At 61.1% G+C, this 21,823-nt stretch carries 21 protein-coding genes and 1 riboswitch; of the genes, 16 read left to right on the top strand and 5 right to left on the bottom strand.

Annotated features, from left to right (window positions below; translation table 11 throughout):
• From FS804_RS18460 to FS804_RS18440, 5 genes are read left to right on the top strand one after another with little or no spacing between them, the layout of a single operon-like run.
• On the top strand, window positions 1-822 hold the full coding sequence (locus tag FS804_RS18460) for an amidohydrolase (RefSeq protein ID WP_144578367.1): 822 nt from the start codon (window positions 1-3) through the stop codon (window positions 820-822).
• Between the two features lie 3 nt (window positions 823-825).
• Entirely contained in the window at window positions 826-1,836 is a 1,011-nt protein-coding gene (locus tag FS804_RS18455) for a zinc-binding alcohol dehydrogenase family protein (RefSeq protein ID WP_144578366.1), read from the top strand.
• Entirely contained in the window at window positions 1,833-2,966 is a 1,134-nt protein-coding gene (locus FS804_RS18450; RefSeq protein ID WP_144578364.1) for a mannitol dehydrogenase family protein, read from the top strand. Before FS804_RS18455 ends, FS804_RS18450 begins: the two co-directional genes overlap by 4 nt.
• A 10-nt stretch (window positions 2,967-2,976) precedes the next feature.
• Window positions 2,977-3,306, top strand: coding sequence for an L-rhamnose mutarotase (locus FS804_RS18445; RefSeq protein WP_144578362.1), 330 nt, complete (start codon window positions 2,977-2,979; stop codon window positions 3,304-3,306).
• Window positions 3,307-3,342: 36 nt separating this feature from the next.
• Window positions 3,343-4,620 carry an L-fuconate dehydratase gene (locus FS804_RS18440; protein WP_144578360.1) on the top strand — a complete coding sequence of 426 codons (1,278 nt, stop codon included), beginning with the start codon at window positions 3,343-3,345 and terminating at the stop codon, window positions 4,618-4,620.
• On the opposite strand, the gene cobD is transcribed toward FS804_RS18440, so the two are convergent.
• Window positions 4,602-5,648 (bottom strand): threonine-phosphate decarboxylase CobD, encoded by a 1,047-nt coding sequence (gene cobD / locus FS804_RS18435; RefSeq protein ID WP_144578358.1) that lies wholly within the window; start codon window positions 5,646-5,648, stop codon window positions 4,602-4,604. The genes FS804_RS18440 and cobD overlap by 19 nt on opposite strands.
• Here cobD and cbiB point away from each other — a divergent pair.
• Complete coding sequence (gene cbiB / locus FS804_RS18430) at window positions 5,647-6,612, top strand: adenosylcobinamide-phosphate synthase CbiB (RefSeq protein WP_144578356.1); 966 nt, start codon at window positions 5,647-5,649, stop codon at window positions 6,610-6,612. The two genes, cobD and cbiB, sit on opposite strands and share 2 nt — an antisense overlap.
• Here the strand turns inward: cbiB and FS804_RS18425 are convergent.
• Window positions 6,599-8,056, bottom strand: a complete 1,458-nt coding sequence (locus tag FS804_RS18425; RefSeq protein ID WP_144578461.1) for a cobyric acid synthase — start codon at window positions 8,054-8,056, stop codon at window positions 6,599-6,601. The genes cbiB and FS804_RS18425 overlap by 14 nt on opposite strands.
• 1 nt (window position 8,057) lies before the next feature.
• Entirely contained in the window at window positions 8,058-8,675 is a 618-nt protein-coding gene (gene cobO / locus FS804_RS18420) for a cob(I)yrinic acid a,c-diamide adenosyltransferase (RefSeq protein WP_144578354.1), read from the bottom strand.
• 127 nt (window positions 8,676-8,802) lie between these two features.
• Window positions 8,803-9,016: riboswitch (cobalamin riboswitch) on the top strand.
• Between the two features lie 117 nt (window positions 9,017-9,133).
• Between cobO and FS804_RS18415 the strand changes: the two genes are divergently transcribed.
• The 7 genes from FS804_RS18415 to FS804_RS18385 are packed head-to-tail and all read left to right on the top strand — an operon-like array spanning window position 9,134 to window position 17,502.
• Window positions 9,134-9,559, top strand: coding sequence for a DUF1636 family protein (locus tag FS804_RS18415; protein WP_144578352.1), 426 nt, complete (start codon window positions 9,134-9,136; stop codon window positions 9,557-9,559).
• Entirely contained in the window at window positions 9,556-10,593 is a 1,038-nt protein-coding gene (cobW, locus tag FS804_RS18410) for a cobalamin biosynthesis protein CobW (protein ID WP_144578350.1), read from the top strand. Before FS804_RS18415 ends, cobW begins: the two co-directional genes overlap by 4 nt.
• Window positions 10,594-10,648: 55 nt before the next feature.
• Window positions 10,649-13,996 carry a cobaltochelatase subunit CobN gene (cobN, locus tag FS804_RS18405; RefSeq protein WP_144578348.1) on the top strand — a complete coding sequence of 1,116 codons (3,348 nt, stop codon included), beginning with the start codon at window positions 10,649-10,651 and terminating at the stop codon, window positions 13,994-13,996.
• Window positions 13,996-15,348 carry a precorrin-3B synthase gene (gene cobG, locus FS804_RS18400; RefSeq protein ID WP_144578347.1) on the top strand — a complete coding sequence of 451 codons (1,353 nt, stop codon included), beginning with the start codon at window positions 13,996-13,998 and terminating at the stop codon, window positions 15,346-15,348. The genes cobN and cobG overlap by 1 nt, the downstream gene beginning before the upstream one ends.
• Window positions 15,348-15,980 carry a precorrin-8X methylmutase gene (locus FS804_RS18395; RefSeq protein WP_144578345.1) on the top strand — a complete coding sequence of 211 codons (633 nt, stop codon included), beginning with the start codon at window positions 15,348-15,350 and terminating at the stop codon, window positions 15,978-15,980. The genes cobG and FS804_RS18395 overlap by 1 nt, the downstream gene beginning before the upstream one ends.
• Window positions 15,977-16,744, top strand: a complete 768-nt coding sequence (locus FS804_RS18390) for a precorrin-2 C(20)-methyltransferase (RefSeq protein ID WP_144578343.1) — start codon at window positions 15,977-15,979, stop codon at window positions 16,742-16,744. The genes FS804_RS18395 and FS804_RS18390 overlap by 4 nt, the downstream gene beginning before the upstream one ends.
• The gene (locus tag FS804_RS18385) at window positions 16,741-17,502 is read left to right on the top strand and encodes a precorrin-3B C(17)-methyltransferase (RefSeq protein ID WP_144578342.1); all 762 of its coding nucleotides are present in this window, start codon (window positions 16,741-16,743) and stop codon (window positions 17,500-17,502) included. Before FS804_RS18390 ends, FS804_RS18385 begins: the two co-directional genes overlap by 4 nt.
• Here the strand turns inward: FS804_RS18385 and FS804_RS18380 are convergent.
• Window positions 17,469-18,251 (bottom strand): cobalt-precorrin-6A reductase, encoded by a 783-nt coding sequence (locus tag FS804_RS18380; protein WP_144578340.1) that lies wholly within the window; start codon window positions 18,249-18,251, stop codon window positions 17,469-17,471. The two genes, FS804_RS18385 and FS804_RS18380, sit on opposite strands and share 34 nt — an antisense overlap.
• Here FS804_RS18380 and cbiE point away from each other — a divergent pair.
• The 3 genes from cbiE to cobM are packed head-to-tail and all read left to right on the top strand — an operon-like array spanning window position 18,250 to window position 20,710.
• Window positions 18,250-19,527, top strand: coding sequence for a precorrin-6y C5,15-methyltransferase (decarboxylating) subunit CbiE (gene cbiE, locus FS804_RS18375; protein WP_144578338.1), 1,278 nt, complete (start codon window positions 18,250-18,252; stop codon window positions 19,525-19,527). The two genes, FS804_RS18380 and cbiE, sit on opposite strands and share 2 nt — an antisense overlap.
• Complete coding sequence (locus FS804_RS18370; RefSeq protein WP_144578336.1) at window positions 19,521-19,940, top strand: cobalamin biosynthesis protein; 420 nt, start codon at window positions 19,521-19,523, stop codon at window positions 19,938-19,940. Before cbiE ends, FS804_RS18370 begins: the two co-directional genes overlap by 7 nt.
• The gene (cobM, locus tag FS804_RS18365; protein WP_144578334.1) at window positions 19,937-20,710 is read left to right on the top strand and encodes a precorrin-4 C(11)-methyltransferase; all 774 of its coding nucleotides are present in this window, start codon (window positions 19,937-19,939) and stop codon (window positions 20,708-20,710) included. The genes FS804_RS18370 and cobM overlap by 4 nt, the downstream gene beginning before the upstream one ends.
• On the opposite strand, the gene FS804_RS18360 is transcribed toward cobM, so the two are convergent.
• Window positions 20,665-21,795, bottom strand: a complete 1,131-nt coding sequence (locus FS804_RS18360) for a cobalt-precorrin-5B (C(1))-methyltransferase (protein ID WP_063951523.1) — start codon at window positions 21,793-21,795, stop codon at window positions 20,665-20,667. The two genes, cobM and FS804_RS18360, sit on opposite strands and share 46 nt — an antisense overlap.
• Between the last annotated feature and the right edge of the window lie 28 nt (window positions 21,796-21,823).

Raw genomic sequence — 21,823 nt, 5'->3', positions numbered from 1 at the left:
ATGCTTATCGACGCCCACCAGCATTTCTGGCTGATGAAGGATCGCGCCGGGCAATGGCCGCCGCCGTCGCTGGCCGCCATCTACCGGGATTTTCTTCCGCCCGATCTGTCGCCATTGCTTGATGCCGCCGGGGTTTCCGGAACGGTGCTGGTGCAGACGATGGAGACTGCGGCCGACACGGATTTCATGCTGGCGCTGGCGGAAAAGACCGATTTCATCAAGGGCGTGGTCGGCTGGGTGGATATGAAGTTTGCCGGAGTGACCGCGGAGATCGCCCGCCGGGCGAAACATCCTGCCTTCAAAGGCGTGCGCCCCATGCTGCAGGGCATGGAAGATGTCGCCTGGATTGACGATCCCGCGCTGGATGCTGCCGTTGAAGCGCTTGTGAAGCACGGTCTGGTGTTTGACGCGCTGGTTCTACCGCCCAATCTGCCGCATCTCCTCTCCTTCGCGCGCCGGCATCCCGAGTTGCCAATCGTGATCGATCATGGCGCGAAGCCTCTGATTGCCACTGGTCACTATATTGCCTGGCGGCGCGATATGGCGGCTCTCTCGGCCCTTCCCAATGTCCATTGCAAGCTATCCGGCCTCCTCACCGAGCGTGGTGAGCAACGCCCGGAAGCGGTGCGGCCCTACGCCGAGACCATTATGGACCTATTCGGTGGCGATCGCGTGATCTTCGGCAGTGACTGGCCAGTGCTGCGCCTTGCGGGTGACTATCAGGCCTGGCTGGATTTCTGCCGCGACATCGTGCCGGCCAAGGACCATGCGGCAGTTTTCGGCGGCAACGCCATTCGTTTTTACTCCCTTACTGACAGGTGATGCATGCTGGCGATTTTCTGTGACACTCCCGGTCAACTAACCGCCAAGGATTTGCCGAAACCCGTGCGTGGCGAAGGTGAAGTGCTGGTGCGTATTCGCCGGATCGGCGTTTGCGGTACGGATCTGCATATCTTCACCGGCAACCAGCCCTATCTCTCCTATCCACGTATCATGGGCCATGAACTTTCCGGCACGGTTGATGAGGCGCCCGAAGGCAGCCATCTTTCCGCCGGCGATGTGGTGACCATCATCCCCTATATGTCCTGCGGGAGATGTAATGCCTGCCTGAAAGGCAAGAGCAATTGCTGCCGCAATATCGGTGTGCTCGGCGTCCATCGCGATGGCGGCATGGTGGAATATCTGAGCGTACCGCAGCAATTCGTGCTGAAGGCGGAGGGGTTGAGCCTCGACCAGGCGGCCATGACGGAATTCCTGGCGATCGGCGCGCATGCGGTGCGGCGCGGTGCCGTTGAAAAAGGGCAGAAGGTCCTGATCGTCGGTGCCGGCCCGATCGGTATGGCGGTTGCTGTCTTCGCCGTTCTCGATGGTGCGGAAGTGACGATGATCGACGGTCGCACCGACCGGCTCAATTTCTGCAAGGAACACCTCGGTGTCGCTCATATTGTCGACCTCGGCGACGGTGACAAGGATCGTCTGTCCGAAATCACCGCTGGCGATTTCTTCGATGCGGTTTTTGATGCGACAGGCAATCCGAAAGCCATGGAGCGCGGGTTTTCCTTCGTCGGTCACGGCGGCTCCTATGTCCTCGTGTCCATTGTTGCCAGCGATATCAGCTTTAACGATCCGGAGTTTCACAAGCGTGAGACGACGTTGCTCGGCAGCCGCAACGCGACGCCTGATGATTTCGAGCGCGTGCTTCGCGCCTTGCGCGAAGGGAAAGTGCCTGACGCGCTGATCACCCATCGCATGACACTTGCCGATGTGCCGTCAAGGTTCGCCGGCCTGACCGATCCTAAAGCCGGCGTCATCAAGGGTATGGTGGAGGTCGCATGACGTCCGATACGCCCATCCTGCAATTTGGCACCAGCCGCTTTCTCCTCGCCCATGCGGACCTGTTCGTTTCGCAGGCCCTGGACAAGGGAGAGGCGCTGGGGCGCATTACAATCGTTCAGACGACCGGCAATGCGGAGAGCCTGAAACGTGTGGCGGCGCTGAACAGCGGCGCACCTTATCCCGTGCGCATTCGCGGTATCAGCGACGGGCAGGAAGTGGACGAGGAAGTTCAAGGTAAGGCCGTTGCAGGGGCATTGACGGCTACGACCGACTGGGCGGAAGTCCGCCGCCTTGCCTGTGAGGCGCAGGTCATTCTGTCCAATACCGGCGACCGCGGTTATGAGCTGGATTCGACGGATGGAGCCGCGCTTGCTGCCGATTTCACGATTGTGCCGAAAAGCTTTCCGGCCAAGCTCTGCATGCTGTTGTTGGAGCGTTTTCAGCGGAACCCCGAAGCGCCTTTATCGATCTTTCCCTGCGAGCTGGTGCCGCGCAACGGCGAAAAGCTGAGCCAAGTCATTCGCCGGCTTGCAGACGAATGGCAATTGCCGGCGGGTTTTGCCTTCTACCTGAATGAGAAGTGCCGTTTCGCCAATAGTCTGGTGGACCGCATCGTGTCTGAACCCATCGATCCCGTCGGCGCAGTCGCGGAACCCTATGCCCTCTGGGCGATCGAGAAACAGGAAGGTCTCGTTCTTCCCTGCACGCACCCCGCCGTGGTGCTGACCGACGATCTCGACCGCTATGAAAAGCTGAAGCTGTTCCTCCTCAATCTCGGTCACTCCTATCTAGCAGAATGCTGGACACGGGATGGGCGTGGGAAAGATGAAACGGTGCGTCAGGCAATGGCGGATGATGCCCTCGTTGCGGATCTGGAAGCGCTTTGGCGGGACGAGGTTCTGCCGGTCTTTGCGGCAGAAGGCATGGGAGATGAGGCAAAGGCCTATATCGGTCAGTTGAGGGAGCGCTTGCGCAATCCCTTTCTCGCGCATCGCATCGCCGATATCGCCGGCAATCACAACGAAAAGAAGCGCCGCCGCTTTGCCCCGGTCATTGCCGCGGCAGAACGGCTGGAATTGAACGTGCCGCAGGAAAAGCTGCGCGCGGCGCTTGCCACCATCAAGCAATAACGGGGTTTTCATGCAGCGAATGGGCATGGTCATCGGCGTCAAGCCTGAGATGATCGCGGAATATAAAAGGCTGCACGCCGCTGTCTGGCCGGAGGTTCTGGCATTGATCAGCGACTGCAATATCCGCAATTACACGATCTTCCTGCGTGAGCCGGAAAATCTGCTTTTCGGCTATTGGGAATATCACGGCAAAGATTTCAGCGCCGACATGGCGAAAATGGCGGCTAGCCCCAAGAACCAGGAATGGTGGTCTTTCACCATTCCCTGCCAGCAACCGCTCGAAAGCCGAAAGGAAGGCGAGTGGTGGGCGATGATGGAAGAGACCTTCCACCTCGATTGAACGATTTTCTTTGACACTGACCGCGAGTAACCGGCCATGACCAAAATTACAGATCTGCGTGTTTTCGACCTGCGTTTCCCGACCTCCCAGAGCCTTGATGGTTCTGACGCGATGAACCCCGACCCGGATTATTCGGCGGCTTACGTCATTCTCGACACCGACGAGCCGGGCCTGAAGGGCCATGGCCTAACCTTCACCATCGGCCGTGGCAATGACATCTGCTGTATGGCCATCGAAGCGATGCGGCACCTGGTCGTCGGCACGGATCTTGCCACCGTCACCGAAAACCCCGGCAAATACTGGCGGCATTTGACGGGTGATAGCCAGCTGCGCTGGATCGGTCCGGACAAGGGCGCGATGCATCTCGCCACCGGTGCCGTGGTCAATGCCGTGTGGGACCTGCTGGCCAAGAAGGCCGGCAAGCCGGTGTGGCAGCTCGTGGCCGACATGAGCCCGGAAGAAATCGCCGATATTGTTGATTATCGTTACCTCACCGACGTGCTGACCCGCGATGATGCACTGGCGATCCTCAGAAAGGCCGAGGCGGGCAAGAAGGAACGTATCGAGACGCTGAAGAACGAAGGTTATGCCTGCTATACGACGTCGGCTGGCTGGTTGGGTTACGACGACGCCAAGCTGCGCCGTCTTTGCCAGGAAGCCATCGATGCCGGATTCAACCATGTGAAGATGAAGGTCGGCCGCGATCTGGAGGACGATATTCGCCGCCTCACCATTGCCCGTGAGGTGATCGGTCCCGACCGATACCTGATGATCGATGCCAATCAGGTATGGGAAGTGGATCAGGCGATCGAATGGGTGAATAAGCTCGCTTTTTCCAAGCCCTTTTTCATCGAAGAGCCTACCAGCCCGGATGATGTCGCCGGCCATCGCAAGATCCGTGCCGCTATTGGCTCGGTGAAGGTGGCAACCGGTGAAATGTGCCAGAACCGCATCATGTTCAAGCAGTTCATCGCCGAGGGCGCGATTGATGTCGTCCAGATCGACAGCTGCCGCATGGGTGGCCTGAACGAGGTGCTGGCGGTTCTCTTGATCGCCGCCAAATACAATTTACCGGTCTGGCCGCATGCTGGCGGCGTCGGCCTCTGCGAATATGTTCAGCACCTGTCGATGATCGACTATCTGGTGGTGTCGGGCACCAAGGAGGGCCGCGTGATCGAATATGTCGATCATCTCCACGAGCACTTCATCGAGCCCTGCGACATCAGAAACGCCGCTTACATGCCGCCGAAACTGCCGGGCTTCTCCATCGAAATGAAGCCGGAGTCGATTGAGACCTACACGTTCGAAGGATGACGGAAGGCGAGCAGCGCTTCTTCGAGGCGCTGCCATTCCGCTTCGCTACCGGGAAGGCCGAAACGCATGTCATCAGGTCTTTCATCGAAGATACGCACCAGAATGCCGCGACGGCCAAGATGGTTGAAAAGGTCCGGCGTGAAAGGGCTGCGCACGAGCGTAAAAAGCGATGTGCCGCCGGCTATCTCGACTGCTGTTTTCTCCAGAATGCGCTTTAGCCGCCGGGTATCGTCCGCAAGTGTGAGCCGCATGGCTGATCGCCACTTCTCGTCTGCCAGAGCCTCTGTCGCGATATGCAGTGCCGGGCCGGAAACGGCCCAGGGCCCAAGCCTTGCTTCCAGTTCAGACGCGATATCGGGATGCGCAATCGCAAAACCCAGCCGGACACCCGCCATGCCGTAAAACTTGCCAAAAGAGCGGAGGACCACCAAAGCGGTCCGCCCGGCCGCATCTGCGAGGCTTTCGCCGCATCCGGTCTCGATAAAGGCTTCGTCCACCACGAGCAAGCCGCCCTTGCGCCCCATGGTCTCAGCGAGCTTCAGCAGCGCCTCCCTGTCGATGATCCGACCATCGGGGTTATTCGGGTTGATCACCACGGCGTAGTCGTGTGCAGACAGCTCTTCCATGTGTTTCACTTCGCTGACTGCCACTCCCGCCATTTGCGCCGTCCGGGCGTGTTCCGCGTAGGCAGGCGAGAGCACGGCGGCGCGTTTTGCGCCGCGGGTGATAGCGATCTGAGCCAGCAAAGGCATCAGCATCTGGGTTCCGGGGGAGAGTGCCACATGTTCTGGCGAGCGCGCTCCGAAATGGTCTGCGGCAATTCGCTTCAGATTTTCGGCGACGTCGGGTTCCGGCAGGCGGGCAAATGCGCTGGCGGGAAGGGGCGAATGCGGGTAGGAGTGCGGGTTGATCCCTGTCGAAAGGTCGATCCACGGTTCAGGCGCTTCCGGAAACATCAGACGCGCCTTGCCGAGATTGCCGCCGTGACGGATCGCAGCTTTCGCCTTATCTGGTACTGTCTCGCCCATGTTCTTTGCTCTCGCTTTCCTGTCGCTCTTGATCGAACGCGTCACCGGCTATCCGAACTGGCTGTTCCGGCGCATCGGGCACCCCGTGACCTGGATCGGTTCGCTTATCGCGCTGCTGGACAGAAAATGGAACCGGGAGAGTGCGTCATTTTCACAGCGCAAAACTGCAGGTGTGGCGGCGCTCGCGGTTTTTGTCGGGCTGACGCTCCTCATCGCCTGGTCTGCTCAGTCCGTTCTGCTTTTTCTGCCCTTGGGTCTTTTGCTGCTTGCCGTTTTCGGCGCGTCGCTCCCGGCGCAGAAGAGTCTTGAACAGCATGTTGAGGCTGTCGCCACCGCTTTGGAGCGGGAGGGTATCGAAGGCGGCCGTAAGGCGGTGTCGATGATTGTCGGCCGCGATCCGCAACGGCTGGATGAGGCTGCAATCTGCCGCGCAGCGATCGAAAGTCTGGCGGAGAATTTCTCCGACGGTATCGTTGCGCCGGCCCTCTGGCTTGGTCTGCTGGGCCTGCCGGGCGGTGCGGCCTATAAGGCAATCAATACGGCCGACAGCATGATTGGCCATCGGTCCCCGCGTCACGAGGCCTTCGGCTGGGCCTCCGCCCGTCTTGATGATCTCGTCAATCTGCCGGCCTCGAGACTGAGCGGCTTTCTGTTCGTTGCCGCAGCATTTTTCGTGGAGGGCGCATCCCCTCGCGATGCCATTGCCGCGATACGCCGCGACGCGCACCATCATCGCTCCCCCAATGCCGGCTGGCCGGAAGCGGCCATGGCCGGCGCGCTCGGCTTTGCGCTCGCAGGCCCCCGCTCTTATGGTGGGCAGATGATCGAAGCGCGTTTCATGGGCGAAGGCGGAAGGTCGGAGCTGGTTGCCGGTGATATTCGCAAAGCATTGCGGCTGGCGCGGATTGCGGATCTGTTGCTGATCGGCCTGTTCGGACTTCTGGCGATCCTTATCGCGCTATAGCAAGCAGCCTGTCGAGATCGAGGTGCTGCTCCATATGAGCAGCCAGACGGTCGAGAACCGCATCCACCTGCGCATCATAATTCAGGTCGGTGCCCTGCCCGCCGAGACGCTCCAGCCACGCGCTGCGCTGGCTGTTATCCGCAAAGAGACCGTGAATATAGGTGCCGAAGACACGGCCGTCGGGTGAGATGCTTCCATCGTAATGCCCGTCGATCGTCGAAAACGCCAGATTGCCTGCTGCTCCCGTGGTTTCCCCGACATGCATTTCATAGCCGGATAAACTAACGCCATCAAAACTTGCGCCGTGAACGGAAACGAGCCGCTTGTCACCCGTCAAAACCGTGTCGACATCAAGCAGGCCGAGCCCCTCGACAGTCGCCGGCGGTCCCTCGATGCCGTCAGGATCGGCAACGGTTTTTCCAAGCATCTGGTATCCGCCGCAAAGGCCGAGTACGTAGCCGCCGCGGCGCACATGCGCCTTTATATCAATGTCCAGGCCCGCATCTTTCAGCACGGAGAGATCGGCAATGGTGGATTTCGAACCGCACAGCAAAACCAGCCGGCAATCGGCGGGGATCGTCTCACCTGGCCGCACGCGGATCAGTTCTACATCCGGTTCCATGTCGAGGGGATCGAGATCGTCGAAATTGGAGATATGCGGCAGGATTGGCACCGCGATGCGGATTTTTGCGCCCTGTTTTGGCTCTGCCGGGCCGGAAAGTCCAAGCGCATCTTCCGCTGGCAGCTTTCTCGCATCGGCAAAGTGCGGCAGAAGGCCGATGGAGGCCCAGCCGGTCTTTTCCGCGATGATCCGCATGCCATCGGAAAACAGCTCCGGATCGCCGCGAAAACGGTTGACGATGAAACCTTCGATCATCGCCGCGTCATCGACGTCGAGCACCGCCCTGGTCCCGACGAGGCTGGCGATGACACCGCCGCGGTCGATATCGCCGATCAGGATCACCGGCGCATCGGCCGCGCGGGCAAAACCCATATTGGCGATGTCGTTGGCACGCAGGTTGATTTCGGACGCGCTGCCAGCCCCTTCCACCAGCACCAGATCGGCCTGTTGTTTCAGGTGCTCGAAACTATCAAGCACGCGCGGCATCAGCCCGGCCTTCATATGCTGATAATCGGCCGCCTTGGCGTTACCGATGATCTTGCCCTGCACGACCACCTGTGCGCCGGTTTCGCTCTGCGGCTTCAGCAGCACCGGGTTCATGTGCACGGAAAGCGGCACGCCCGCTGCCCGCGCCTGTAGCGCCTGCGCACGGCCGATCTCGCCACCATCCGCGGTGACAGCGGCATTGTTCGACATGTTCTGCGGCTTGAACGGCATGACGGAGAGGCCACGCCGGGTGAATGCGCGGGCAAGGCCGGCCACCATCAGCGATTTGCCGACATCCGAGCCCGTTCCCTGAAACATCAGCACCCGTGCAACCATGTCAGAATTCAATCCCCGCCTGCGCCTTCACGCCTGCCTTGAAGTGGTGTTTGACGAGGGTCATTTCCGTCACCATATCCGCCGCGTCGATCAGCGGCTGCTTGGCGTTGCGGCCGGTGACGATGACGTGCAGATCCGGCCGGCGGCTGGACAGTGTCTCAACAACCTCCGCCAACGGCAGGTAATCGTAACGCAAGGCGATGTTCAGTTCGTCCAGAACCAGAAGGCCGATCGTTTCATCGGCCATCAGAGCCTTGGCCTCCTCCCATGCCCTTGTCGCCGCTGCGACATCACGTTTCAGATCCTGCGTGTCCCAGGTGAAACCTTCGCCCATGGTGCGCCACACGATCCTGTCGCCGAACAAGCTCAGGGCCTGCTGTTCGCCTGTCGACCAGGCACCCTTGATGAACTGAACGATGCCGACCCTTCGCCCGGTGCCGAGCATTCGCAGGGCAAGGCCGAAGGCCGCTGTGGACTTGCCCTTGCCGGGACCCGTATTGATCATCAGCAGACCTTTTTCAATCGTCTTTTCAGCAACCTCGGCGTCCTGCACCGTCTTGCGATTGACCATTTTCTGCCGGTGGCGCTCGGCTTCGCTGGCGCTGATGTCGCGTGTCATTCGGTTTCCTCTTCTTCCACCTGTGCGGAGTCGCCCGCCACAGGAGCGGCGACTATACCCAATTTGCCGCACCCGGCAATCTGCCGTGCCGATGGCTCGCGGCATTGACCCATGCTTCCGTTCAGCCTAAGGGTAAGGGACTGACGGTCTTTTCCCGGCAACGGGAAAAGCTAAGAGGGAACACGGTTCCACCCCAACGTTGGGTCATTCCGTGGCTGCCCCCGCAACTGTAAGCGGTAAGCCCGCACCGTAAAGCCACTGGACCCGCAAGGGGTTCGGGAAGGCGGTGCCAAGGCGTCAAGCCGCGAGCCAGGAGACCTGCCGTTTCAGGAAAAACGTCTGCCGGGCGGGGTGCTCCGGTCAGTCGGTTCGTTCGAAGGTTCGGCTTGCGGCCACCCGCGTGCCGTCTTCGACATCCGCACCCCAAGATTTTTGCAAGGCGCGGGAAACGATACGGCTTGGATATTTCAGCGACATCTTCTTCCACCAGCGGAAATTCGCAGGACGAAACGGCGCCCGGCGTGACCGTTTTCATTTGCAGAAGCTGCCGTGATGAAGCCGATCCCAATGCGGAACCGCGCCTGGGTTCGCGCCTCGTCGAAGCCGTCATGGCAAAGGCTGAGGAAGCGGGTGTCACCGTTCGTTCCGTCAACTGCCTTGCCAATTGCAAGCGCGGCCTCAGCGCCGTGCTGCGCAGCGCCAACGGCTGGTCCTACGTCTTTGGCGGGCTGACAACCGACGGCGCTGATGATTTGCTGGCCGGGGCGAAACTGCTTGCTGCCGCCTCCGATGGCCTGATGCCGTGGCGCGGCCGCCCCGAATCCTTAAAGCGCGGCATGGTCGCGCGCATTCCGCCTTTCGATTTTACCGAGGAGAGATCATGAGCACCCTTCTGGACCGCGTTCCCTGCACCATCGTTACCGGCTTTCTGGGGGCTGGCAAAACCACGCTGCTGCGCGGCCTTCTCGAAAAACTTGACGGCAAGCGGCTCGCCATCATCGTCAACGAGTTCGGCGACATCGGCATTGACGGCGAAATCCTCAAAGGCTGCGGCATTGAAAGCTGCCCCGAGGAAAACATCGTCGAGCTGGCCAATGGCTGCATCTGCTGCACGGTGGCGGATGATTTCCAGCCTGCGATCGAACAGATCCTCAGCCGCCAGCCGAAGGTGGAGCACATTCTCATCGAAACCTCGGGTCTCGCCTTGCCCAAGCCGCTGGTACACGCCTTCCAGTGGCCGGCCATCAAGAGCCGGGTTACTGTCGATGCCGTGGTGGCCGTGGTGGATGGGGCTGCGCTTGCCGAGGGCCAGGTGGCTCACGACATGGAGGCGCTCGCCGCCCAGCGCGCCAATGACGAAGCGCTCGACCACGACGACCCTGTCGAAGAGGTTTTCGAGGATCAGGTCGCCTGCGCCGATCTCATCGTGCTCACAAAGGCTGATCTTCTTGACGTTGCTGGCTTGGAAAAGGCCAAGGCGCATATTCTCGACCATCTGCCGAAGGCGGCAAAGATCGTCATGGCCTCCAATGGCGCCATCGACCCTGCCGTGCTGATCGGCCTTGGCCTTGCCGTCGAAGACGATATTGAAAACCGCCGCACCCACCATGACGGCGAACTTGACCACGAGCATGATGACTTCGACAGCTTCGTCATCGATTTGCCTGCCGTGACCGATCCGGAAGCCCTGGCGATCCGCATTGCCGAAACGGCAGCGGCTGAGAATGTCCTGCGTATCAAGGGCTTCATCGAGGTATCCACCAAGCCGATGCGGTTGCAGGTGCAAGCCGTCGGTAGCCGCGTGAACCACTATTACGATCGGCCGTGGGCCGCAGGTGAAGAGCGCCGCAGCCGCCTTGTCGTCATCGGCGAAAAGGGCATCAACCGTGAGAAGATCGAGCAGATGCTGGCTGCCTGACACACGCATTTATCTGGGCGCAAGCAGCGACAGACGTCTGATGGACATGCTTTAGATGCATATTCTTGCCACCACATCATCGTCTCTAGACGACCTGATAGAGCCGGTTGACCTCAACCAGCCTCGCTCAGATGTGGTGATGCTGTCTTTTTCAGCAAGCGATCTGGCAGGGCTGGAACAGGCCTGGCGGCAGGCGGAGGAAGCGTCGACCACCCTCTCCTGCGCCAACTTGTCCGAACTTCGGCATCCCATGTCGGTCGATCTGTGGATCGAAAAGACGGCGGAGCACGCGCGCGTCATCCTTATCCGGATTCTCGGCGGCGCGGAGCGCTGGCGTTACGGCGTCGACCAGCTTTCCATGCTCGCGCGGCGACGTGGCATCAGGCTTCTGCTCCTGCCGGGCGAATGCAGCGAGCGGGACGAAAAACTGGAGGTTGCTTCAAGCGTCGGTCAAGACATTTTAGTGTCCGCTCTTTCGTTCTTCCGCGAGGGCGGGCAGGAAAATATGCGCCGCCTTGCCGCCGGTCTTGCTGCCCTAGCAAGGGGTGGGGTTTGGCCGGAGATCATGGCCGAACCGTTGCCAAGAGTCGGTTTTTACCGCCCGGGTTCAGGCGTGGTGGACAGGTTGCAAGCCTGTGCCGGCTTTGCCGTCGGCGCGCCGTTTCTGCCCATTCTCTTTTATCGCTCCATGCTTTTGGCGAATGATGTCGCGCCCGTGGATGCCCTATACGAGGCGCTGTCGCGCCGTGGCTTTGCGCCCGTTCCGATTTTTGTCAGCGGCCTGAAGGATCGCGAGGCGACCGGCTTTCTCGGGACCGTGTTGCCCGATATCGCGCCCGCCGCCATCGTTGCGGCGACCGCTTTTGCCAGTCAGACGGATGATGAAGGGGCAACCTTGTTCGACCGGATGGGTATTCCGGTGTTTCAAGTGGTGATGGCAACGACGCGACGGGATGGCTGGGCGGAAAACGCCCGCGGTTTGAACCCTTCCGATCTTGCGATACATGTGGTCCTGCCGGAATTGGATGGCCGGATCCTCGCCGGTGCGATCTCATTCAAACAGGCGCGCATGGGTGGCACCAGCCTGATCAATGTCCCCGAGATTGACCGTGTCGAACAAGTGGCAAACCGCATTGCCGCTTTGTTGCGCTTGCGGCGTGCTGCTGCTCGGGATCGCCGGATCATTGTCCTGATGCCTGACTATCCCGGTGCCGCGCCGGGGCGAACCGGCTACGCCGTCGGTCTCGATGTGCCGCAAAGCGTTCTCGAAATATTGCGCGATCTGAAGCAGGCGGGCTATGCGGTGGAGGACATTCCCGAAACGGCTCGAACACTGCTCGAACGGGTCGACGCGCAGGAAGCTACGGTCGATCTGTCCATTTATGAGGAGTTTCTTTCCGGACTACCGCCGGCAGCCGCCGCTTCAATTACTGCAACGTGGGGCGCTGCAGGCGATGACGAGGGGTTGAGGGAAGGCGCTTTTCGGTTTCGGGCCGCCCGTTTCGGCAATGTGATTGTGGCGCTGGCGCCAGACCGCGGGCGCAATGAGGATAGACGGGTGGATTATCATGACCCGGCGCTCCCGCCCCGGCATGCCCTTGTTGCTTTCGGTGTATGGATGCAGCGGGTGGCCGATGCCCATGCCATCGTCCATGTGGGTGCGCACGGCACGCTGGAATGGTTGCCTGGCAAGACGGTGGCGCTTTCGCGAGATTGTTTCCCCGAAATCGTCACCGGCTCATTGCCTGTCGTCTACCCTTTCATCGTGTCAAATCCTGGTGAAGCGGCGGTGGCAAAGCGGCGGATCGCGGCCGTAACGATCGGGCATGTTCCTCCCGTGCTCGTCAATGCCGGGCTTTCGCCGGAGCAGTCGGCGCTGGAGCAACTGGTCGATGAGTATGCGCAGGCTGACGGGCTGGATCGACGCCGGCGTGACCGGCTGGCAAAACTGATTGTTGAAAAGGCGCTGGAGACCGGGCTTGCGGCCGATGCGGGTGTGGCCGCGAAGGATGATCCGGATGCGGCGCTGTCGCGCATCGATGCCTTTCTATGCGACCTCAAGGACTTCGCGATCAAGGACGGCCAGCATGTGTTCGGACGTTGTGACGAGGATGAGACCGATCCTTTGAGGTGGCAGAGCGCCGAATCGGAAAAAGCCGCCCTGCTTGCCGCGCTCGACGGCCGCCATATCGTGCCCGGGCCTTCCGGTGCACCCGCGCGCGGAAGGCTTGATGTGCTTCCTACCGGTCGCAACCTTTATGCCGCTGATCCCCGCACCATGCCGACGCCGACGGCATTTGAACTCGGTAAAATGGCAGCGGAAGAGATATTGCGTCATCATCTGCAAACCCATGGTGAGTGGCCGAAAAGCCTCGTCTTCGATCTCTGGGGCAGCGCCAGTCTTCGCAACGGCGGCGAAGATGTGGCGCAGGCGTTGCATCTGATGGGGGCACGTCCGATGCATGATCCCGCGACCGGCCGCGTGACCGGTATCGAGGTTCTGCCGCCTGCCAGCCTCGGGCGACCGCGCGTTGATGTGACGTTCCGCATTTCCGGCCTGTTCCGCGATATGTTTCCAGCGCTGATCGCGCTTCTCGACGCCGCTGCCAAAACAGTCGCGCGCCGGGATGAAGCGCCGGGCGATAATCCTCTGGCGGAAGAGGCCGCGGCACTCGGGCGTATTCCCCCGCGCATCTTCGGTTCTGCGCCCGGCACCTATGGCGCCGGTATCGAGGAAAAATTGGCGAGCGGTACCTGGGATGAACGCGAGGAGCTGGGGCGGGCATATCTCGAGGCTGCGAACCATGCTTTTGGCGGCGCCGATGGGCTCGACATCGTTGAAGATGCCGGCTTTACCGAGTTGGTGCGCCGGGCCGATCTTCTCGTTCACACCGGCGATGATCCCGGTCGGGATCTGCTCGACGGTTCTTCCGATGTCGCCTTCATCGGCGGTTTTTCCGCGGCGAAGGCTGCGCTCGGAGATATTGCCGACATCGTCGCGTTGGATACGACCGACCCGGCCCGGCCGCGTGCGCGGACGATCTCCCAGGCGCTGACGCGGGTGGTGCGCGCACGCGCCGTCAACCCGCGCTTCATCGCCGGCCAGATGCGGCATGGGCCGCGGGGGGCCGCAGAACTGCTTGAAACCGTCGACCGTCTGATCGGATTTGCGGAGACGACGCATGTCGTGTCCTCATCTCTGATCGAATCCCTCTATGACGCCTATTTGGGTGACGAAGCCGTGCGCGACTTTCTTCTGCGGGAAAACCCGACAGCCGCGCGGGTCATGGCAGAACGCTTTTTATCCGCACGCCGTCGTGGGTTGTGGCACAGCCGCCGAAATGCGGTTGATGCCGAACTGGAGATGCTGATCCTGCCCTTTTCCGAAAGGAGAAAGGCCTGATGGCCGTCGCCGCCGATATCGTTCAGCCGTTTCGCCGCCGTGGGGTCTGCCCCGCCCTTTCCGCCCCCATGCGGACCGGCGACGGACTTTTGTCGCGAATTGCTTTTGAGGCCGATATCTCCCCGCGGGAGATGACGGCGCTTTGCCTACTTGCTGAGCGACATGGCAACGGATTGATCGACATCACCGCCCGCGGCGGTCTGCAATTTCGCGGTCTGACGCCCGACAGTGCGATTGCGCTGGAGAAGGACGTGCTGGCGCTGGACCTGCCGCTTCGTCACGGACTTGCGGTAGAGACCTCGCCTCTCGCCGGTCGGGATGATACGGAAGTTATCGATGCCCGCCCGCTCGCCGCAGCAATTCGGCAAGAGGCTGGCAGGCTTCGACTTCATGAAAAACTTGCCGCCAAGATGTCGGTTGTCGTTGATGGGGGCGGCCGCCTGCCCATGGGCGGTTTGGTCGCCGATATTCGCCTGAAGGCAGCATCGCTCAGCGGCAAAACCCTCTGGCAATTGATGCTCGGCGGGCCGGAGCCAACGGCAACGAGAGTGGGACTGGTGGAGACGCAAGCGGCGGCGGATGTCGTCGTCTCCCTGCTTGTCCATCTGGCTGCCCGAGGACCGCTTGCCCGCGGCCGCGATCTGGATCATGCTTCGATGAGGTCGATCTGTGGCGATTGCCTGCTGGATGTGGACGTTGCCGATGAAACCGCTGATAAGTCTATGCCACTGGGACTGATGACGACGGCAGTGGATTGCTTTGGTTTGGGTATAGCCCCTGCTTTCGGACAACTCCCGGCTTCCGAGCTGGCGAAGCTCTGCGAGCAGGCTGATGCGCTCGGTATCGAAACGTTGCGGCCATCGCCGAACCATAACCTGCTATTCTTCGGTCCTGTGACGGCCTGCGGCCACTTGCTTGCGGTGGCGCGCGAGACGGGTTTTATCACTGCTGTTCGGGACGCGCGCTCTTCGGTTGCCGTGTGCGCGGGGGCACCCAGATGCGGGTCTGCTTTCTTTCCGACCCATGAGCTTGCAGCCTTTGCGGCTGAAGAATGCCCTTCCCTGCTGGATGGCTCTTTCACGCTTCATATTTCCGGCTGCGGCAAGGGATGTGCGCATCCCGGAACGGCGCTTCTGACACTTTCCGGCAACGCCGAAGGCCTGGCATTTTCCATTTCGGGCCGTGCCGGCGACTTGCCTCACGGCATTTTGCCTTTTCAGCATCGCAGGACGGCGCTTTCGCGACTTGCCCGTCTTTACGAAAAAGAACATAAGCCCGGAGAAAACGCCGCTGCCTTTCTTGCCCGGCGGGGCAAAGGGGTAATCGTTGCGGCGCTTCGACAGGATGACTGATGACCCACTATGACTATATTCACGACGGCAATGCGATCTATGAGCGCTCCTTCGCCATCATCCGTGAAGAAGCGAATTTGTCCGCCTTCAGCGATGAACAGGCAGATATCGCCATTCGCATGATCCATGCCTGTGGGCAGGTGGAAGCGGCAGCCCACTTCCGCTTTTCACCGGATTTCGTCGCCGCTGCACGCGGTGCTCTACGAGCCGGCAAACCTGTTCTCTGTGATGCGGAAATGGTTGCCCACGGCGTGACGCGCGCCCGTCTCCCGGCAAGCAATGAGGTTGTCTGCACCCTCCGCGATGCGCGCACGCCCGAGATTGCAAAACGGATCGGCAATACACGGTCCGCCGCCGCACTTGATCTATGGGCGGAGAGGCTGGACGGCGCGCTGGTCGCTATCGGAAATGCGCCGACTGCGCTGTTCTATCTCCTTGAGATGCTGGAAAATGGCGCTCCCCGCCCGGCGGCCATCATTGGCATGCCCGTTGGTTTTGTGGGTGCGGCAGAATCGAAGGACGCGCTGGAGGCAAGTTCGCTCGCTATTCCCTATGCTATCGTCAAGGGGCGCCTGGGCGGCTCGGCCATGACCGCCGCTGCGATCAACGCGGTTGCGAGGGCAGGCCTTTGAGCGCGGCACTTCTCGAACGCCCCGTGGGCAAGCTTGTTGGCGTTGGCACCGGTCCAGGCGATCCCGAGCTTTTGACGCTGAAAGCCGTGCGGGCCATCGAAAATGCCGATGTTCTTGCCTTTTTCTGCAAAAAGGGAAGCAGCGGGAACGGTCGCGGCATTGTCGAAGCTTTTATTCGTCCCGGCACGCTGGAAATGCCGCTGGTTTACCCTGTCACCGTCGAAAGCGACAAAAACGGTGAGGAATACCGGGATGCGATCGCGGCTTTTTTCGATCAGTCGGCGAAGGATATTGCCCTGCATCTCGAGGCCGGGCGCAATGTTGCCGTGCTCTCCGAAGGCGATCCGCTGTTTTATGGTTCCTATATGCACCTGCATCTACGGCTGGCGCCGTCTTATCCCGCGGAGGTCGTGGCTGGCATCACCGCCATGTCGGGATGCTGGTCCATGGCTGGACTGCCGCTGGTGCAAGGCGACGACATTTTAAGCGTGCTTCCCGGCACGCTCGGCGAAGACGTCTTGACGGACCGCTTGTCCGGCACGGATGGGGCGGTGATCATGAAGGTCGGACGCAATTTGCCGAAAATCCGCCGGGCGCTGGAAAAGGCCGGTAAACTCGACGACGCGCTTTACGTCGAGCGTGGCACCATGACCAACAGCCATGCGGTGCGGCTTGTCGATCGAGATGCATCGCCTGCGCCATATTTTTCGCTGGTTCTGGTTCCTGGGTGGAAAACAAGACCCTTGGCTGGTGAAAAGCCATGACGGGCAGGCTCGTCGTCGTCGGTCTTGGCCCAGGCAATCGGGGCCAGATAACGCCGGAAGCGCTCGCTGCCGTCGAGGATTCCGAGGATTTTTTCGGTTATTTTCCTTATATCGAGCGGCTGTCGCTTCGGCCGAACCAGCGTCGCCATGCCTCCGACAATCGAGAGGAAATTTCCCGCGCCGAGCAGGCTCTGCGGCTTGCGGCCGAGGGCGGCAAGGTTTGCGTGGTTTCGGGCGGTGATCCCGGTGTTTTCGCCATGGCGGCTGCGGTCTGCGAGGCCATTGAAAAGGGGCCAGCCGAATGGCGCGAGATCGATTTTTCCGTCATACCGGGCGTGACGGCGATGCTCGCGGTTGCGGCAAGGGCCGGCGCGCCGCTCGGACATGACTTCTGCGCCATATCGCTGTCGGATAATCTGAAACCCTGGGGCATTATCGAAAAACGGCTGATCGCGGCGGCGGAAGCCGGGTTCGTCATGGCCTTCTACAATCCCGTTAGCAAAGCCCGGCCGCATCAGCTTGCCGCCGCCCTTGATCTGTTGCGGGCGCATTTGCCGGGGTCGGTGCCGGTTATCTTCGGCCGTGCCGCTGGTCGGGAAGACGAGCGTATCCGCGTCGTGCCGCTCATCGATGCGGCGAGCGATATGGCTGACATGGCCACCTGTATCATCGTTGGCTCGGTGGAAACCCGGCTGATTGAACGTCCCGGCAAGGACCTGCTCGTTTATTCACCGCGTTCTTCGAAAAGAGAAAGATGATGGGCAATGGCGGTGAGCGCAGCGGGAATGTCCGACACCGTGACGGCACTCGTGGATGGGTCGCTTCGCTGCTGCGGCCGCTCGATCATGATCACGGGCAGGCCCAGCCGCCGCGCAGCATCGATCTTGCCATAGCTCGCACTGCCGCCCGAGTTTTTCGAAACCAGAATGTCGATCCGGTTCTCGGCGAGCATGCGGATTTCATCCTCCAGCGCGAAGGGACCGCGCGCGGTCATGTACCGCGCCTGCGGGAGGATCAAAGGCGGATCCACGGGGTCGACGCTGCGGATGAGATAATGGTGCTGGGGTGCGGCTTCGAAAGGAAGAAGCTCCTGCCGTCCCAAAGCCAGAAACACGCGTTTGCTTTCGCTCCCGATCGCCGCCACAGCCTGTTCGACGCTGCTCACCTCATGCCATATGTCACCCGGCTGGCGCTGCCAGGCAGGCCGGGAAAGGACGACAAGCGGAACTTTGGCGAACCGCGCCGCCTCAACGGCATTGGCGGAAATTCTCGCCGCATAGGGATGAGTTGCGTCCACGAGAATGTCGAAACCCCCGCTGCGAAGGAAATCCGCAAGACCGCCGGCGCCACCAAAGCCACCACTGCGCATCGGCACCGGCTGTTCGACAGGCGAAAGTGTTCTGCCAGCCATGGAGAGCAGAATACGGTAACCGGATTCCTGCGCCAGCCGGCCTGCCAGTATCCGGGCATCCGCCGTGCCGCCAAGGATGAGTATGGAGCGTGTCATGATGTCTGAATATTCCGGAACGGGACGAGCTTCCATAAAAAATAGGGCGTCCAAAGAAAAGAAAGAAAAGCCGTGGCTCTCCATCGTCGGCATAGGTGAAGATGGGCTGACAGGACTGGGCAGCAAGGCGATTGCGGCGATTGAAGCGGCCGAGGTGGTTTTCGGCGGCAAACGCCATCTGGAGTTGGCAGCCGCGGCTATTCGCGGTGAAGCTCAGCGCTGGCCGGTGCCGTTTGATACTGAGGTAAGCGATGTCGTTGCGCTGCGCGGCAGGCGAGTCTGTGTGCTAGCGTCAGGCGATCCGTTCTTTTTTGGGGTCGGCGTCACACTTTTGCGGCAAATTGAGGCTGACGAGACGGTTTGCCATCCCTCGCCCTCTGCCTTCTCGCTCGCGGCTTCGCGGCTTGGCTGGGCCCTGCAATCAGCTGAGTGCGTTTCGTTGCACGGTCGTTCCATCGATCTTCTGCGGCCGCATCTCCATGCGGGTGCGCGCATCATTGCCCTGACGTCTGACGCGCATGCCCCGGCTTTGATTGCCAATTTGCTGTCTGACCTCGGTTTCGGCCAATCGAAATTCATCTTGCTCGAAGCGCTCGGCGGAGAGCGAGAGCAGCGGCGGCAGGTCAGGGCGGCCGATTTCGCCCTTGAAGACATAGACCCGCTGAATGTGGTCGCGATTGAGGTTGTCGAGGCCAAGGGTGCGCGTGTCCTGCCGTTTGGCCGCGGTCTCGATGACGCCCTGTTTGAACATGACGGGCAGATCACCAAGCGTGAAATTCGAGCCGTGACACTGTCATCACTCGCTCCCCGGCGGGGCGAATTGCTGTGGGATGTAGGTGCCGGTTCAGGCTCAATCGGCATCGAGTGGATGTTGTCGCACCCCTCGCTTCGCGCTATCGCCATCGAGCAGCACCCAGATAGGGCCGAACGTGTGGCCCGCAATGCTGAGGCCTTCGGTGTTCCGGGGCTCGAAGTCCTGATCGGAACGGCCCCTGAAGCCTTTGAAGGCTTGCCCGCGCCGGACGCGATCTTCATCGGCGGCGGCGGCAGTGAAGCGGGCGTGATGGACGCTGCGCGGGCGGCCTTGAAGCCCGGCGGGCGGCTGGTTGCCAATGCGGTGACGCTGGAGATGGAAGCCATGTTGCTTGCCGCCCATGCCCGGCTTGGCGGTTCGTTGATCCGGCTCGACGTGGCGCGGGTCACGCCCGTCGGCACCATGTCGGGCTGGCGCCCGGCAATGCCGGTGACGCAGTGGAGCTGGGTCAAGCCATGGTGACCGTGGCCGGCATAGGTTGTCGCAAGGGCGTGAGCGCCGATGCCGTCGTCGCCGCCATCCGCGTTGCGGAAAACGCCTTTGGCATGGCGGCCGAGTGTCTGGCATCGGCCCCGCTCAAAGCCGGGGAGGCCGGATTGGTGGAGGCGGCCCAACGCCTGTCGCTGCCGCTGAAAATCATCCCGCAGGCGCGGCTGGATGCCGTTGCATCTAAAACATTCACGCAATCGCGTGCGAGCCTCGATCATTCCGGTTCGCCCAGTGTCAGTGAAGCGGCAGCGCTTGCCGCAGCGGGAAAGAATGCAAGGCTGGTCGCGCCGCGTCTCGTGGCTGGCAACATAACAGTGGCGATGGCGACGACCGATGGTGTCTTAACCGAGAATGGTTGCGCCATCGAAGAGGGAGAAAAAGAATGACCGTTCACTTCATCGGCGCTGGTCCGGGCGCTGCGGATCTCATCACGGTACGCGGACGCGATCTTATCGCGGCCAGCCCGGTGTGCCTTTATGCGGGCTCGCTGGTTCCGAAAGCGCTAATAGATTATTGCCCGACCGGTGCCCGTATCGTTGATACTTCAGCTCTTTCGCTCGATGAGATCGAGGCGGAATTCGTGACTGCTGCAAAAGCTGGCAAGGATGTCGCGCGGCTTCATTCCGGCGACCTTTCCGTCTGGAGCGCCATGGGTGAACAGATTCGTCGTCTCGAGCGGCTTGGCCTCGACTACACCGTGACGCCGGGCGTGCCATCTTTTGCCGCCGCCGCCGCCACCCTGCAGCGGGAGCTGACGGTGCCCGAAGTGGCGCAGAGCCTTGTTTTGACGCGTATTTCAGGGCGCGCATCGAAAATGCCTGACGGTGAAACGCTGAAGGCTTTCGGCCAAACGGGCGCGACGCTCGCCATCCATCTCGCCATTCATGCTATCGGCAAGGTGGTGGAAGAGCTGACACCGCTTTATGGCTCCGATTGTCCGGTCGCCATCGTCGTTCGCGCGTCATGGCCGGATGAGCGCATTATCCGGGGAACGCTGTTCGATATTGAGGGAAAGCTCGCCGCCGAGCCGGTGGAGCGCACCGCGCTGATCTTCGTCGGTCGCGGACTTGCCGCGACGGATTTTCGCGAAAGTGCGCTTTATAGCGCCGATTATGTTCGGCGGTTCCGGTCTCCAAAGGAGGATGCCGCGGACTGATGCGACGGTGTGGAGGCGGTGCGCCCCTTCAGTGCACCCTGACGATCGAATACAAGAATATCCAGAGCAATGGCGGGGGTTTTCAGCGCTGCCGCCGCAGTCACCCACGCTTTTTCCGCGACAATTGCGCCGAGGTCTATGCCGGCCCGGTCTGCCAGCTGAAAGGCATGCGCGACCATGTTGGCTTCACGGATGGCCATTGCGAGATTTTCGTCCCCCCCGGCTTCTGTCGCCAGTTCCGCCAGCGCATCAAGATCAGCCAGACCCTTTTTGGAATGCACGTCGAGCATCCCTTGGGCGAGCTTGGTCATCTTTGCAACGCCACCCGCAATCGTCACCCGCTCGACCGGATGGCTGCGCAGATACTTCAACATGCCGCCGATAAAATCGCCCATGTCGATCAGCGCGGTTTCCGGCAGATCGTAAAGCGCCTGCCCGGCTTTTTCGGAGGTATCGCCGGTAGCGCCGAGAAGATGAGTGCAGCCGGTTGCCCGCGCGACGTCGATGCCGCGCCAGATGGAATGAATCCAGGCCGAGCAGGAAAAGGGAATGACGATACCCGTGGTGCCGAGGATAGAAATTCCGCCAACGATGCCGAGCCTGCCGTTCAGGGTTTTTTGAGCCAGCCGCTCCCCATCGCGGACGGAGATCTCCACCTCGAAATCGGCATTGTCTCCCGCGACCTCGCGAATGGCGGCCTCGATCATCCGTCGCGGTACAGGGTTGATAGCGGGTTCCCCGGGCGGCAGCGGCAGGCCCGGACGGGTGATGGTACCGACGCCCTTGCCTGCCTTGAAAGTGACGCCGCTTCCCAGCCTCCCCGGCCGCACCGTGCTTTCGATCAACGCACCGTGGGTAACGTCGGGATCGTCGCCCGCGTCCTTGATCACGCCTGCACGGGCGAAGTTTTTACCCCTTTCCTCGGTGGCGAGGGAAAATGCAGGTCGTGCGCCGCTTGGAAGTTCGACCTCGACAGGGTAAGGAAACTCGCCGGTCAGAAGGGCGGCGCAGGCCGCCTTCGAGGCTGCCGCCGCGCAGGTTCCCGTGGTCCAGCCGCGGCGAAGGGTCTTTCCATCCGTATCCATGTGAATTTCTATAGCCGCGACGGCATTT

The sequence above is a fragment of the Agrobacterium sp. DE0009 genome (assembly GCF_007680755.1).
GTDB lineage: Bacteria > Pseudomonadota > Alphaproteobacteria > Rhizobiales > Rhizobiaceae > Agrobacterium > Agrobacterium tumefaciens_B.
This window is presented reverse-complemented; position numbering and strand designations above follow the sequence as displayed.

Coding starts and splice junctions, on each gene's coding strand:
- FS804_RS18460 (WP_144578367.1), top strand. CDS start 1: ATGCTTATCGACGCCCACCAGCATTTCTGGCTGATGAAGGATCGCGCC.
- FS804_RS18455 (WP_144578366.1), top strand. CDS start 826: ATGCTGGCGATTTTCTGTGACACTCCCGGTCAACTAACCGCCAAGGAT.
- FS804_RS18450 (WP_144578364.1), top strand. CDS start 1,833: ATGACGTCCGATACGCCCATCCTGCAATTTGGCACCAGCCGCTTTCTC.
- FS804_RS18445 (WP_144578362.1), top strand. CDS start 2,977: ATGCAGCGAATGGGCATGGTCATCGGCGTCAAGCCTGAGATGATCGCG.
- FS804_RS18440 (WP_144578360.1), top strand. CDS start 3,343: ATGACCAAAATTACAGATCTGCGTGTTTTCGACCTGCGTTTCCCGACC.
- cbiB (WP_144578356.1), top strand. CDS start 5,647: ATGTTCTTTGCTCTCGCTTTCCTGTCGCTCTTGATCGAACGCGTCACC.
- cobD (WP_144578358.1), bottom strand. CDS start 5,648: ATGGGCGAGACAGTACCAGATAAGGCGAAAGCTGCGATCCGTCACGGC.
- FS804_RS18425 (WP_144578461.1), bottom strand. CDS start 8,056: ATGGTTGCACGGGTGCTGATGTTTCAGGGAACGGGCTCGGATGTCGGC.
- cobO (WP_144578354.1), bottom strand. CDS start 8,675: ATGACACGCGACATCAGCGCCAGCGAAGCCGAGCGCCACCGGCAGAAA.
- cobW (WP_144578350.1), top strand. CDS start 9,556: ATGAGCACCCTTCTGGACCGCGTTCCCTGCACCATCGTTACCGGCTTT.
- cobN (WP_144578348.1), top strand. CDS start 10,649: ATGCATATTCTTGCCACCACATCATCGTCTCTAGACGACCTGATAGAG.
- cobG (WP_144578347.1), top strand. CDS start 13,996: ATGGCCGTCGCCGCCGATATCGTTCAGCCGTTTCGCCGCCGTGGGGTC.
- FS804_RS18395 (WP_144578345.1), top strand. CDS start 15,348: ATGACCCACTATGACTATATTCACGACGGCAATGCGATCTATGAGCGC.
- FS804_RS18385 (WP_144578342.1), top strand. CDS start 16,741: ATGACGGGCAGGCTCGTCGTCGTCGGTCTTGGCCCAGGCAATCGGGGC.
- cbiE (WP_144578338.1), top strand. CDS start 18,250: ATGATGTCTGAATATTCCGGAACGGGACGAGCTTCCATAAAAAATAGG.
- FS804_RS18380 (WP_144578340.1), bottom strand. CDS start 18,251: ATGACACGCTCCATACTCATCCTTGGCGGCACGGCGGATGCCCGGATA.
- FS804_RS18370 (WP_144578336.1), top strand. CDS start 19,521: ATGGTGACCGTGGCCGGCATAGGTTGTCGCAAGGGCGTGAGCGCCGAT.
- cobM (WP_144578334.1), top strand. CDS start 19,937: ATGACCGTTCACTTCATCGGCGCTGGTCCGGGCGCTGCGGATCTCATC.
- FS804_RS18360 (WP_063951523.1), bottom strand. CDS start 21,795: ATGGATACGGATGGAAAGACCCTTCGCCGCGGCTGGACCACGGGAACC.